Origin of the sequence: Pseudomonas sp. SCPG-7 (assembly GCF_002156405.1) — a bacterium.
Classification (GTDB): domain Bacteria; phylum Pseudomonadota; class Gammaproteobacteria; order Pseudomonadales; family Pseudomonadaceae; genus Aquipseudomonas; species Aquipseudomonas parakoreensis.
The window spans coordinates 17470-30144 of the sequence record NZ_MVOO01000015.1 but is presented as its reverse complement, the minus strand read 5'-3'; the positions used below and the strand labels follow the sequence as shown (position 1 = coordinate 30144).

At 61.9% G+C, this 12675-nt stretch carries 13 protein-coding genes; 6 read left to right on the top strand and 7 right to left on the bottom strand.

Annotated features, from left to right (window positions below; all coding sequences use genetic code 11):
- Window positions 1-41: 41 nt before the first annotated feature.
- Window positions 42-1244 (top strand): MFS transporter, encoded by a 1203-nt coding sequence (locus tag B1722_RS22895; protein ID WP_086794413.1) that lies wholly within the window; start codon window positions 42-44, stop codon window positions 1242-1244.
- On the opposite strand, the gene cueR is transcribed toward B1722_RS22895, so the two are convergent.
- The 3 genes from cueR to B1722_RS22880 form a co-directional block, all read right to left on the bottom strand.
- Entirely contained in the window at window positions 1198-1611 is a 414-nt protein-coding gene (cueR, locus tag B1722_RS22890; RefSeq protein WP_041067985.1) for a Cu(I)-responsive transcriptional regulator, read from the bottom strand. The genes B1722_RS22895 and cueR overlap by 47 nt on opposite strands.
- On the bottom strand, window positions 1608-4001 hold the full coding sequence (locus B1722_RS22885) for a heavy metal translocating P-type ATPase (RefSeq protein WP_086794409.1): 2394 nt from the start codon (window positions 3999-4001) through the stop codon (window positions 1608-1610). The genes cueR and B1722_RS22885 overlap by 4 nt, the downstream gene beginning before the upstream one ends.
- Before the next feature lie 163 nt (window positions 4002-4164).
- Window positions 4165-4548 carry a hypothetical protein gene (locus tag B1722_RS22880; RefSeq protein ID WP_041067979.1) on the bottom strand — a complete coding sequence of 128 codons (384 nt, stop codon included), beginning with the start codon at window positions 4546-4548 and terminating at the stop codon, window positions 4165-4167.
- Between the two features lie 148 nt (window positions 4549-4696).
- On the opposite strand from B1722_RS22880, the gene B1722_RS22875 reads away from it, so the two are divergent.
- Window positions 4697-4897 (top strand): heavy-metal-associated domain-containing protein, encoded by a 201-nt coding sequence (locus B1722_RS22875; protein ID WP_086794406.1) that lies wholly within the window; start codon window positions 4697-4699, stop codon window positions 4895-4897.
- A 232-nt stretch (window positions 4898-5129) separates the two neighbouring features.
- Window positions 5130-6332, top strand: a complete 1203-nt coding sequence (locus B1722_RS22870; protein WP_086794404.1) for a multidrug effflux MFS transporter — start codon at window positions 5130-5132, stop codon at window positions 6330-6332.
- A gap of 3 nt (window positions 6333-6335) precedes the next feature.
- On the opposite strand, the gene B1722_RS29620 is transcribed toward B1722_RS22870, so the two are convergent.
- The 3 genes from B1722_RS29620 to B1722_RS22860 form a co-directional block, all read right to left on the bottom strand.
- Window positions 6336-6509, bottom strand: coding sequence for a hypothetical protein (locus tag B1722_RS29620; protein ID WP_169842458.1), 174 nt, complete (start codon window positions 6507-6509; stop codon window positions 6336-6338).
- A 153-nt stretch (window positions 6510-6662) separates the two neighbouring features.
- The gene (locus tag B1722_RS22865; RefSeq protein WP_086794401.1) at window positions 6663-7676 is read right to left on the bottom strand and encodes a zinc-binding alcohol dehydrogenase family protein; all 1014 of its coding nucleotides are present in this window, start codon (window positions 7674-7676) and stop codon (window positions 6663-6665) included.
- A 32-nt stretch (window positions 7677-7708) separates the two neighbouring features.
- Window positions 7709-8002, bottom strand: coding sequence for a putative quinol monooxygenase (locus B1722_RS22860; RefSeq protein ID WP_086794397.1), 294 nt, complete (start codon window positions 8000-8002; stop codon window positions 7709-7711).
- Window positions 8003-8120: 118 nt separating this feature from the next.
- Between B1722_RS22860 and B1722_RS22855 the strand changes: the two genes are divergently transcribed.
- The 3 genes from B1722_RS22855 to B1722_RS22845 all read left to right on the top strand — a co-directional run bounded on the left by B1722_RS22855 (window position 8121) and on the right by B1722_RS22845 (window position 11607).
- The gene (locus B1722_RS22855) at window positions 8121-9050 is read left to right on the top strand and encodes a LysR family transcriptional regulator (RefSeq protein WP_086794394.1); all 930 of its coding nucleotides are present in this window, start codon (window positions 8121-8123) and stop codon (window positions 9048-9050) included.
- A 316-nt stretch (window positions 9051-9366) separates the two neighbouring features.
- Complete coding sequence (locus B1722_RS22850; protein WP_041067961.1) at window positions 9367-10098, top strand: helix-turn-helix transcriptional regulator; 732 nt, start codon at window positions 9367-9369, stop codon at window positions 10096-10098.
- A gap of 129 nt (window positions 10099-10227) precedes the next feature.
- Window positions 10228-11607, top strand: coding sequence for an MFS transporter (locus B1722_RS22845; RefSeq protein ID WP_041067958.1), 1380 nt, complete (start codon window positions 10228-10230; stop codon window positions 11605-11607).
- A gap of 108 nt (window positions 11608-11715) precedes the next feature.
- On the opposite strand, the gene B1722_RS22840 is transcribed toward B1722_RS22845, so the two are convergent.
- A complete protein-coding gene (locus B1722_RS22840; protein WP_003221371.1) occupies window positions 11716-12669 on the bottom strand; it encodes an adenosine deaminase in 954 nt (317 codons plus the stop codon).
- Window positions 12670-12675 lie beyond the last annotated feature (6 nt).

Sequence of the window (12675 nt, the reverse complement as noted above, 5' to 3'; positions counted from 1 at the left end):
TGTGGGAATCTTGTCGCCCCTCGCACACTCAAGGATTGAATGTGAACGCCCGCCTCATCATCAGCGCCCGTTTGATCTCCGACTTCGGCGCTTTCCTCAACATGGTCGCGCTGGCGACGTACGTCTACCTGCTGAGCAACAGCGCCATGAGCGTCGGAGTGTTTCTCGCCAGTCGGGTTGGCGGAGGGATTTTTGCCAGTCTGATTGGCACGCGGTTCTATCGGCGCTGGAACGGCCGGATGCCGTTGATTGCCTTCGACCTGCTGCGCGCGGCGCTGCTCGGTCTACTGTTGATCCTGCCGGTGAGCCAGCAGGCGTTGCTGTTGCCGGTAATCGCGTTCGGCCTGGGCTTTGGTAACTCGATGTTCGCCATCGGCCTCAACAGTCAATTGCCGAGGCTGATCGAAGCCGCGCAGCTACTGAAAACCAATGCCTGGCTCACGTCGGCTTCATCGGCGGCAATGGTTGGTGGCAGCCTGGTGTCCGGTTTGCTGGTGGCGGCGTTCGGTTTTGAAACGGTATTCGCGCTCAACGCACTGACCTACTTGTTGGCGGCGCTGTTGATTGCGCCGTTGCGCTTCGCCGCTGCAGACGTCAGCGAACAATCGACCAACGAACGCGGCGAGTGGTCAGCCCTGAAACAAGGCCTGCGCAGCGCTCCGGTGATTGCGGCGATGCTCGCCGTGACCATGGCCGACACCTTGGGCAGTGCCGCGCACAACGTCGGCTTCCCGATCATCTCCAGACTGCTGACACCCGATTCGGCCAGCACCACGCTCGGCCTGATGCTGGCGGTGTGGGCCAGCGGCAAACTGCTGGGTGCGCGGATTGCCAGTCGCCTCAAAGGCACGGATAACCGTGATCTGGAGCGACGGTATTTCTTCGGCGTGGCGTTGATGTCCTGCGGTTTTATCCTGATGTTCCAGCAGCACAGCCTTCTCGGGCTGCTGCTGTTTTCCCTGCCAGCGGGGTTGGGTGACGGTATTTCCGAGGTCGGCCTGATGTCGCGCCTGCAACGCGAACCGGAGCATTTGCGCTTGCCGGTTTTCAGCTTCCTGACCTTGCTGCAAATGACCGGGTTCGGTGTCGGCATGTTGATCGCCGCGCCGTTCTACGGCTGGTGGACGCCGGGTGCCGTGGTGCTGCTGTTCCACGGCATCCCGCTTGGTACGTTGTTGACCGTTAAGCTGTTGGCGCTCAGGCGCGGGCGGGTTGCGCGCAGCAGCCCGACGCCAGTTCCTTGAGGATCGGGCAGTCGGGGCGATGGTCGCCATGACAGTGCTCGACCAGGTCCTGCAGGGTGTCGCGCAACTCGCCGAGTTCGCGGATCTTCTGATTCAGCTCGTCAATATGCTGCCGTGCCAGGGCTTTCACATCGGCGCTGGCGCGCTGGCGATCCTGCCACAAGGTCAGCAGCTTGCCGACTTCTTCCAGAGAAAATCCCAGGTCCCGCGACCGCTTGATGAACGCCAGCGTGTGCAGGTCATCATCGCTGTAGACACGGTAGCCGCTGTCGGTGCGATGGGCGGCCTTGAGCAGGCCGATCGACTCGTAATAGCGGATCATCTTTGCGCTCAGGCCACTGTGCCGGGCCGCTTGGCCGATGTTCATCGGTGCTCCTCCAGATCCTTCGGTTTCCAGGTTTTCAACAGTAGCGCATTGCTCACCACGCTGACGCTCGACAGTGCCATTGCCGCGCCGGCCAGCACCGGGTTGAGAAAACCGAACGCCGCCAGCGGAATGCCGATCAGGTTGTAGACGAAGGCCCAGAACAGATTCTGGCGGATCTTCGCGTAGGTCTTGCGGCTGATCTCCAGCGCGGCGGGCACCAGTCGTGGATCGCCGCGCATCAAAGTAATGCCGGCCGCGTGCATGGCCACGTCGGTGCCGCCGCCCATGGCGATACCGATGTCGGCAGCGGCCAGTGCGGGGGCGTCGTTGATGCCGTCGCCGACCATTGCCACCACGCCGGTTTTCTTCAGTTCGGCGACGGTGGCGGCTTTGTCGGCGGGCAGCACTTCGGCGTGCACGTTCTCGATGCCCAAAGCCTCGGCGACGACTTTCGCGCTGCCGCGGTTGTCGCCGGTCAGCAGATGGCTGTGGATACGCCGGGCGGCCAGTTGTTGCACCGCTTGCAGTGCGCCGGCCTTGAGTGTGTCACCGAAGGCGAACAACCCGAGCACCCGTGGCTGCGGGCTTTGTTCGATCAGCCACGACAGGGTCCGGCCTTCCTCTTCCCAGGCCCGGGCGGACCCGGCGAGATCACCCGCGTTGAGGCCGTTTTCCTCCAGCAAGCGCTGGTTGCCCAGCGCCAGGCGCCGCCCGTCAAGATGGCCGGCGATGCCGCGCCCGGTCAGGGACTGGCTGTCGCTGACATCGGGCACGCTCAGCCCGCGCTCGGCGGCCGCGTCCAGCACGGCTTTGGCCAGCGGATGCTCGCTGCCGCGTTGCAGGGCGCCGGCCAGTGTCAGCAGGGTATTTTCATCGCTATCCAGCGCACTGAAATGGGCGATGCGCGGCGTACCGGACGTCAGCGTGCCGGTCTTGTCGAAGACCACGTTGTCGACCTCATGGGCTCGCTCCAGCGCTTCGGCGTCCTTGATCAGAATGCCGTGACGCGCAGCCACGCCGGTGCCGGCCATGATCGCCGTCGGGGTGGCGAGACCGAGGGCGCACGGGCAGGCGATCACCAGCACGGCGACAGCGTTGATCAACGCGGTTTCCATGGGCGCGCCGTACAGCCACCAGCCAATCAACGTGACGAGGGCAATCAGCAACACGGTGGGCACGAACACCTGGCTGACTTTATCCACCAGTTTCTGGATCGGCGCTTTCGCCGCTTGGGCGTCCTCGACCAGACGGATGATCCGCGCCAGTACGCTTTCAGCGCCGAGAGCGGTGGTGCGCACCAGCAGGCGACCTTCACCGTTGATCGCACCGCCAGTGACCTGATCGCCCGGCTGTTTCGGCACCGGCAGGCTTTCCCCGCTGATCAAGGCTTCATCGGCGTGGCTCTGGCCTTCGAGCACTTCGCCGTCCACCGGGAAGCGTTCGCCAGGTTTGACCAGCACCTGATCATTAAGGCGCAGGGCGCTGATCGGGACGTCTTGTTCGCGACCATCGATGACTTGAATCGCCCGTTCCGGGCGCAAGGCTTCGAGGGCACGGATGGCGCTGGCGGTCTGGCGCTTGGCGCGGCTTTCCAGATATTTGCCGAGCAGCACCAGGGCGATCACCACGGCTGAGGCTTCGAAATACAGATGCGGCATGCGCCCGGCGGCGGTGGCCCATTCGTACAGGCTCAGGCCATATCCGGCGCTGGTGCCGAGGGCGACCAGCAAGTCCATGTTGCCGGCGCCGGCACGCACGGCTTTCCACGCGGCCACATAAAATCGCGCGCCGAAAATGAATTGCACCGGCGTGGCAAGGGCAAATTGCGCCCAGGCCGGAAGCATCCAGTGAATGCCGAATGGTTGCAGCAGCATCGGCAGCACCAGCGGCAAGGCCAGAGCGATGGCGCAGATCAGCGCCCAGCGTTCATGTTGCAGGCGCTGTTGCTGGTTATCAGTTGCAGGATGTTCGGCTTGCCAGACGCTGGCCGAGTAACCGGCCTTGCTCACGGCGTCGAGCAGCAATTGCGGATCGATCTGACCGAGCAGTTCGAGGTGGGCGCGTTCGTTGGCGAGGTTGACGCTGACGCTCCTCACCCCGGGGACTTTGTTCAGGGCGCGCTCGACGCGACCGACGCACGAGGCGCAGGTCATGCCGTCGATGCTCAGTTCCACGGTTTGTTGGGGGACGCTGTAACCGGCGCGTTCAACCGCCTCCATCAACGCCGGCAAACGGTCACCGGGTGCCTGGACGCGGGCCTGTTCGGTGGCGAGATTGACGCTGACGCCACTGGCGCCGCTGACGTTGCGCAACGCCCGCTCGACACGCCCGGCGCAACTGGCGCAGGTCATGCCGGCAATCGGCAGATCGAAAGTGATGGAATCGGACATCGGTCTTACTCCCTGTAGAAGATGTCTACAAGGATCAACCTTGCCATGCGGGCAAGGTCAAGCGCCAATCTGAAAAGCAAAAGATCGCAGCCTTCGGTAGCTCCTACAGGTGGATTGCATTCCAATGCAGGAGCTACCGAAGGCTGCGATCTTTTTCGTTGACTCAATATTCGAGGGCGGCAGGTCGCAGGTACAGCCCTTTGGCGTTGGCCGCGATCCGGTACTTGAGCACATCGCCGGCCTTGAGCGAGATCTGCTGCGCGGGCGGCGCGAGCATGCCTGCCTGGCAACCCGGCACCTGGCCAGGCAATTGTTTCAGACGAATGGACAGCGTGCCGTGGGGCAGGTTAAAGGAAGTCGTCTGTTCCTGCAGCAGACGCCCAGCGAGTTGATCATTGACGTAAACGCCAATCTCGCAGGAAGTCGGCACTTCCAGGCGCTCGCGCGAGATGATCAGAACCGCATAGTCTTCGCCGGTCGCATTGGCCTGAGGCAGGGCGGCAAAGAGGCTGAGCAAGCCAAACAGGCTGAAAGCTGACCAGCGCATGGCTGAATCTCCTGAATTTGAGTCATTGATGCACGCAGCTTGGCTGAGCGCAGCGCCGATTGCCAGCCCGGCAGTTTTACGCAGAACTTGACCTTGCCATGGTGGCAAGCTCGACACTGCCGGCAACCTCATTCAAAGGAGTCCCTCCATGCAAGTGTTCAGCGTTCAAGGCATGTCCTGCGGCCACTGTGTCAAAGCCATCACCAACGCCGTGCAGGCGAAAGATCCGGCAGCCAGCGTGCGGGTCGATCTGGCAGCCAAAGAAGTCGGCGTCGAGAGTTCGCTCAGCCCCGAGCAGGTGATTGACGTCATCAGCGAAGAGGGCTACCCGGTAAAACTCGCCGGATGACGATGAATCCCCTGTGGCGAGGGAGCTTGCTCCCGCCGGGTCGCGAAGCGGCCCTTTTTTTCCAATTGAAAACACTGGGCCTGCTGCGCAGTCCAGCGGGAGCCAGCTCCCTCGCCACAGGTCAGGTGTAAATCACCTGATTTTTAATAGTTAGCGAGCTATCGGAATGTTCAAGGTGTCTCAGCGCGGCTAGACTGTCGGGCTGCCGACTCCAATCCAACCTGGATGCCTGATGAACTTCCGTACCATTCTGATTCTCGGTGCCTTGAGCGCCTTCGGTCCGCTGGCGATCGACTTCTATCTGCCGGCGTTCCCGTCAATGGCGCTGGCCTTTGGCACCGATGAAAAGCACGTCCAGCTGACACTGGCAGCGTATTTCGCCGGTCTGTCGATCGGGCAGTTGTTGTATGGCCCGGTGGCCGACCGGTTTGGTCGGCGCCTGCCGCTGCTGGTCGGTGTCGGCCTGTTCACGCTGGCCTCGTTGGCCTGCGCCTATGCGCCGAATCTGCAATGGCTGATCGGGGCCCGCTTCGTCCAGGCCTTGGGCGGCTGCGCGGGGATGGTGATTTCCCGGGCGGTGGTCAGCGACAAATGCGATGCCGTTGGTTCGGCGAAAGTCTTCTCGCAGTTGATGCTGGTGATGGGTTTGGCGCCAATCCTCGCACCATTGCTCGGCGGTCTGCTGGTCAACACCACGGGCTGGCAGTCGATCTTCCTCGTGCTGACTGGCTTTAGTGCACTGGCCGGCCTCGCTGTGGCGCTGGGGTTACCGGAAAGCCTGCCGGCCTACGTGCCGCGCCAGCCGCTGTCCGGTGCGTTGCGTCAATACGGCCGGTTGTTCGGTGACCGGGTGTTTCTCGGCCACGCACTGACCGGCGGTATCGCGGTCGCCGGGATGTTTTCCTACATCGCCGGTTCACCATTTGTCTTCATCAAACTGTACGGCGTACCCGCCGAGCATTTCGGCTGGCTGTTCGGCACCAATGCAGCGGGTTTCATTCTGGTGGCTCAGGTCAACGCGCGGCTGTTGGCCAAGCGCGGTCCGTCCTTCCTGCTGGCGCGAGCGGTGTGGGTATACCTGTTGGCCGGCGTTTCGCTGCTCGCGGTCAGCGCGATGCACACCGAAGCATTGTGGCCGCTGTTGATTCCGTTGTTCGTGTGCATTGCCAGCCTCGGCTGCATCCTGCCCAATGCTGCGGCATGCGCGATGAACGGCCAGGGCGCGCGCGCCGGGAGTGCCTCGGCGCTGATGGGCTGCCTGCAATTCAGCGTGGCCTCCGGCGCGGCCTCGCTGGTGGGTGTCCTGCACGATGGCAGCGCCATGCCGATGGCCATGGTCATCAGCCTGTGCGGACTGCTGGTGGTGAGCATTGCGATGTACACCCGGCGTTTGCAGAATGCCCGGACACTGGCGCAAGCACAGGCCGAAGCCTGAACCTCAGCCGACGGCGCGTTGTTGTCCGGGCTGGGGAATCTGATGGGGCGCGTGCAGGCGCGCTTCGAGGGTGCGGGTGAAGGCGAGCGCCTCGGCTTCACTGCGAAAGGTCACGGCGTGCTGGTCCAGACGAACTTGCCATTGAGACTTTGCCACTTCTTTTATCAGGATCTTCATTGCTGACCTCCCTTGTGTAAAAGATGCATCGCAGAGGTTTCGAGTGTAGACCTGAATACGATCGCATTTGTGACAACGGAGAAGCATCTGACTGACGGCAAGAAACAGCGCCAGCCCTTAACGGGTCTGGCGCTGATTGCGGCCTTCGGATTCTCAGAAACTTTCTAAAACAATTTTGCCCTTGGCTTTGCCGCTTTCCAGCAACTCGTGCGCGCGTCGCAGGTTCGCCGCATTGATCGTGCCGAAATGCTCGCCCACCGTAGTCTTCAAGGTCCCCGCATCAATCAGCTCGGCCACGCGGTTGAGCAGTTTGTGCTGCTCGATCATGTCCGGGGTTTCGAACAGCGAGCGGGTGTACATGAATTCCCAGTGCAGCGACAGGCTCTTGCGCTTGAGTTTGCTCACGTCCAGTGACTTAGGATCGTCGATCAGCGCCAGTTTGCCTTGCGGCGCCAAGGCCTCGACCAGTTGATCGAGGTGCAGATCGGTCTGGGTCAGGCTGGCGACGTGGCTCACGTGATCGATGCCGGCGCGCTTTAGCTCTTCGCTCAACGGCTGGCTGTGATCGATCACCAGATCGGCGCCCAGCTCAGTCACCCAGTCGCGCGTCTGTGCGCGGGACGCGGTGCCGATCACCTTCAGGCCGGTCAACTGGCGGGCCAGTTGGGTGAGGATCGAACCGACGCCGCCAGCGGCGCCGACGATCAGCAGGCTTTGACCTTCATCGGTCTTGCCCTCACGGATCTGCAGGCGTTCGAACAGCAATTCCCACGCGGTGATCGCGGTCAGCGGCAGGGCAGCGGCTTCGGCGAAACCCAGGGACTTGGGCATGTGGCCGACAATCCGCTCATCCACCACGTGCAGTTCGCTGTTGCCACCGGCACGGGCGATGGAACCGGCGTAGAACACCTTGTCGCCGGCCTTGAACAGCGTCACTTCACTGCCGACGGCTTTGACCACGCCGGCGACGTCCCAGCCCAGCACTTTTGCCGCGCCGTTTTCCGGCGCCACGTTCTGCCGCACCTTGGTGTCGACCGGGTTGACCGAGATGGCTTTGACTTCCACCAACAGGTCGCGCGGGCCGGCAACCGGCTCCGGCAGTTCGATGTCTTGCAGGGACTTTTCGTCGCTGATCGGCAGGGAAGCGTAATAGGCGATGGCTTTCATGACTTGCTCCGTAGCGGTAATAGAAGAAGGGCTCAGGCGATGCTGCCCAGGCGTTTCAATTGGAAGTGTTCGATACAGTGGCCGGCTGTGGCCTGGAAATTCTGGAAGTGCGCGCTGGCGTTGTGCGCCTGGAGGATTTCTTCGCTGGCCCAGTGTTCGATCACATAGAAAGTCAGCGGGTCGGCGAGGTCGCGGTGCAGGTCGTACTGGCCGCAGCCTTCCTCGGCGCGGCTCGGCTCAACCAGTGCGCGCAGAGCGTTTTCGAGGGTGTCCTGCTGACCGGGTTTAGCGATCAGGGTGGCGATGGCGGTGAATGCTTGGGACATGTTTGGCTCCAGTCGCGGGATAAATGGGCTTGGGCCAATCATTGGCTATTTCTCGGCGCGATAAAACCGGCTAAAAGAGCAGTCTCTTTCAATTTTATTTTGATAATCGAGGCTGAGAATGCTGCGTTTCGACGATTTACAGTTGTTCGTTCGCGCTGCGGACCTGGGCAGTCTGTCGGCAGCCGCGCGGGTGATGGACATGTCTGCCGCGGTGGCCAGCGCCGCGCTCAAGCGTATCGAACAGCAACTGGGCGTGCGCTTGCTGGCGCGTTCGACCCGCAGCCTGCGCCTGACCGCCGAGGGCGAAGGCTTTCTCGAATATGCCCGGGCCGCGCTCGGTTCGCTGGACGAGGGCCGGCGCTTTCTCTCCAGCGCGCAGGATCAGGTCAGCGGCATCCTGCAGTTATCGGCGCCTTCGGATTTCGGGCGCAACCTGCTGTTGCCGTGGCTCGACGAGTTTCAGCGCGAGCACCCGAAGCTGACCGTGCGCCTGTTGCTCGGTGACCGTATCGCCGACCTGTTCCGCCAGCCAGTGGACATCGCCCTGCGCTATGGCGAACCGGAAGATTCGAGCCTGGTGGCCCTGCCCATCGCCCCGGACAATCGCCGCGTGCTCTGCGCCTCGCCGGCCTACCTGGCGCGCCACGGCGAGCCGCGTCAGCTCGAACAATTGGCGCAGCACAATTGCCTGCTGTACATGCTCGGCAGCCGCGTGCATGACCATTGGAGTTTTCATGACGGCAAGCGCGAAGTCGGTCTGACGGTCAGTGGTGATCGCTTCAGTGATGACGCCGACGTCGTACGGTTGTGGGCGGTGGCGGGGGCGGGCATTGCTTATAAATCGTGGCTCGATGTCGGCACCGATGTCCTCGCCGGACGCCTCAAAGTATTGCTGCCGGAGCTTCTCTGCGAGCGTGCTCCGCTGAATCTGTTGTGCGCCCATCGCGCGCAATTGAGTAAGCCGGTAAACCTTTTAAGGGAAATGCTCGCCAGCCGATGCGTCGAATTGAGTAGTCAATTTCCCAATTTCCCGAAACTTGATCATTAGTCGCAGGCAATTAGCGAAATTTCACTCAGGAACTATCACCATTCGCGTCAGCTACGGCGCAGGAAGCAGCGTGCATCCCGCTTATACTAGCGACCGCCTCAAACCTGCACCGACAACTGGCCAGGGCAGAATCAGGCCGGTTTTTCCAGGGCCGTGCCTGCGCCATACAAACGCTGTGAACACGCCATCGACGGGTGTGGCAGCGCTGACCTGGCTTGCACCGGCTCATGGCGTTTTACCCGTCTTGGCCGACGACACATTACTGGTCAAGATGTCTTCGAGCAGTAGACGATACGATTCAACAGGGAGTGAATACATGGAACATGCACCTTGCATCAGCCAGATCGCCACGCTGCTGGCCGACCCCAAGCGCAGCGCGATGATGTGGGCGTTGATGGATGGCTCGGCCCGCCAGACCGAGGAGCTGGCGCTGCTGGCAGGGCTGTCGCCGTCGTCGGCCAGTGCGCATCTGGGGCGTTTGTCCGCGGGTGGCCTGTTGAAAGTCGAGGTCCGTGGACGCAAGCGCTTCTTCCGTCTGGCGGCTCCGGAAATCGCAGCTGCCATTGAAGCCCTGGCCAGTGCCACGATTGCCAGTGCGCCGCGGGACGTCCCTCACGTATTCAAACGCTCGACGCCGATCAACAATCCACGAACCGCGCCGTCCTCGCTGCTGCGTGCGCGCTTTTGCGATGATCATTTGGGCGGCACGCTGGCCGCCGATCTGTACCAGCGTTTGCTTGATGCCGGTTGGATCGAACAGATCGAGCAGCGGGTCGTGGTGACGCTCAAAGGCTCGACGCAGCTGGCGAATCGCGGGGTGTTCATTCAGGCCCTGGCTCATCGCAAGGCCCAGGTGGCGTGTGCCTGTCCGGACTGGAGCGAACGCCGTCCGCATCTGGGCGGTTCACTGGGCGCCGCGTTGCTGCAATTGTTCATGCAGTCCGGCTGGCTGGTGCTGCCCAAGGATTCTCGCGCATTGCAAGTCACGCCGGCCGGACAGCGGGAAATCCACTGTTTCGCCAAGGAAGTCGAGCTGGAACTGGCGTAATAGAGCGTTCGCCGATCAATACTTCGTGGCTTGCGTCGCCTGTGACTGCGAACAGGTCGTATCCAGAAAAAGCGTTGAGGCGTTATCGCGCACACTCGGTCCGCACACTTCGTGGATGGGGGATGAGGTATGGATACGCGAAACTTCAGCGCGGCAGAACGCCTGGAACGGCTGCCGCTCAGCGGTTATCACCGGGTCATTTTCATCATCATCGCCTTGGCGTTCTTTTTCGATTCCATGGACCTGGCCATGATGACGTTCCTGCTCGGCTCGATCAAAAGCGAGTTTGGCCTGAGCAGTGCACAAGCCGGCCTGCTCGCCAGTTCGAGTTTTTTCGGGATGGTGCTGGGGGCATCGCTGTCGGGCATGCTCGCCGACCGCTTCGGACGCAAACCGGTGTTTCAGTGGAGCATCGTGCTATGGGGCGTGGCCAGTTATCTGTGTTCGACCGCACAAACGGTCGAGAGCCTGACGCTGTTCCGCATCCTGCTGGGGATCGGCATGGGCATGGAGTTTCCCATTGCGCAGTCGATGCTCTCGGAGCTGATCCCGGCGCAACGGCGCGGTCGCTACATCGCGTTGATGGACGGTTTCTGGCCATTGGGTTTTGTCGCTGCCGGCGTACTGTCTTACTTCCTGCTGCCATTGATTGGCTGGCGCGACATCTTCCTGGTGTTGGCGGTACCGGCGGTGTTTGTGCTGGCGATCCGTTTTTTCATTCCCGAATCACCGCGCTGGCTGGAGCAGGCCGGACGTCACGCAGCGGCGGACAAAGTCCTCGGCGCCATCGAGGCACGGGTGCGCACGTCTCTTGGCGTTGCGACATTGCCTGAGCCGGTGCGCCTGCCAAGGACAGTGACGCCGCCGGGCAACTTCTTCTCGGCCCTGCAGCAGATCTGGTCGCCGCAATACCGCCAGCGCACGACGATGATCTGGAGCCTGTGGTTTTTCGCCTTGCTCGGTTTTTACGGGCTGACGTCGTGGCTCAGTGCCTTGTTGCAGCAGTCGGGTTTCGCCGTGACCCAGTCGGTGTATTACACCGTGCTGATTTCACTGGGCGGGATTCCCGGGTTTCTGATGGCGGCGTGGCTGGTGGAACGCTGGGGGCGTAAACCGGTGTGTATCGTCACGCTGCTGGGCGGCGGGGTGATGGCGTTCATCTACGGCCAGAGTGCGGTGTTTGGGGGCAATGTCGCGCTGCTGATCGGCTCGGGATTGTTGATGCAGTTTTTCCTGTTCGGCATGTGGGCGGTGCTTTACACCTATACGCCGGAGTTGTACCCGACTTCGGCGCGCGCCACAGGTTCGGGCTTTGCCTCGGCGATTGGGCGTGTCGGTTCGCTGCTCGGGCCGTTGGTGACCGGATTGGTGTTCCCGATTACCGGGCAGGGCGGAGTGTTTGCACTGGGGGCGCTGTGCTTTGCGATTGCGGCGGGGGTGGTGTGGCTGTTCGGAATGGAGACGCGGGGCAAGACGCTGGAAGAGCTTACAGAGTCGACACCGGTGTAAATGTGGGAGCGAGCCTGCTCGCGAAAGGCGTGTGTCAGACAACTCAAACTGTGACTGACACGAAGCCTTCGCGAGCAGGCTCGCTCCCACATTGGAACTTCAGCGTTTTTACGGTTTTACCAGACGCGCATCCAGGCTGTTCTGCGCCAGGCGCTTGGCCTGATCCTGGGTCATGCCCAGGTGTTCATGCAGCGCATGGAAGTTCTCGGTGACGTAGCCGCCGAAATACGCCGGGTCATCGGAGTTGACGGTGACCTTCACCCCACGCTCGAGCATGTCGAGGATGTTGTGCTGCGACATGTGATCGAACACGCAGAGCTTGGTGTTCGACAGCGGGCACACAGTCAACGGGATCTGCTCGTCGATGATCCGCTGCATCAGGCGCTCGTCTTCGATGGCGCGTACGCCATGGTCGATGCGCTGGATCTTCAGCAGGTCGATGGCTTCCCAGATGTACTCCGGCGGGCCTTCTTCACCGGCGTGGGCGACTGTCAGGAAACCCTCGTGGCGGGCGCGGTCGAACACACGCTGGAACTTGCTTGGCGGGTGACCCATCTCGGAGCTGTCGAGGCCGACGGCGACAAACGCATCACGGAACGGCAGCGCCTGATCGAGGGTTTTCTGTGCTTCGTCTTCGCTCAGGTGGCGCAGGAAGCTCAGGATCAAACCGCTGGTGATGCCCAGTTGCTGCTCGCCATCCTTGAGTGCCGCGGCGATGCCGTTGAGCACCACTTCGAACGGGATGCCACGGTCGGTGTGGGTCTGCGGGTCGAAGAATGGTTCGGTGTGAATCACGTTCTGCGCTTTGCAGCGCAGCAGGTAGGCCCAGGTCAGGTCGTAGAAGTCCTGCGAGGTGCGCAGCACATCGGCGCCCTGGTAATACAGGTCGAGGAATTCCTGCAGGTTGTTGAAGGCGTAGGCCTTGCGCAGGGTTTCGACATCGCTCCACGGCAGGGCGATCTTGTTGCGTTCGGCCAGGGCGAACAGCAACTCAGGCTCCAGCGAGCCTTCCAGATGCAGGTGCAGTTCGGCCTTGGGCAGGGCGTTGAGCCAATCGTACATATTCTT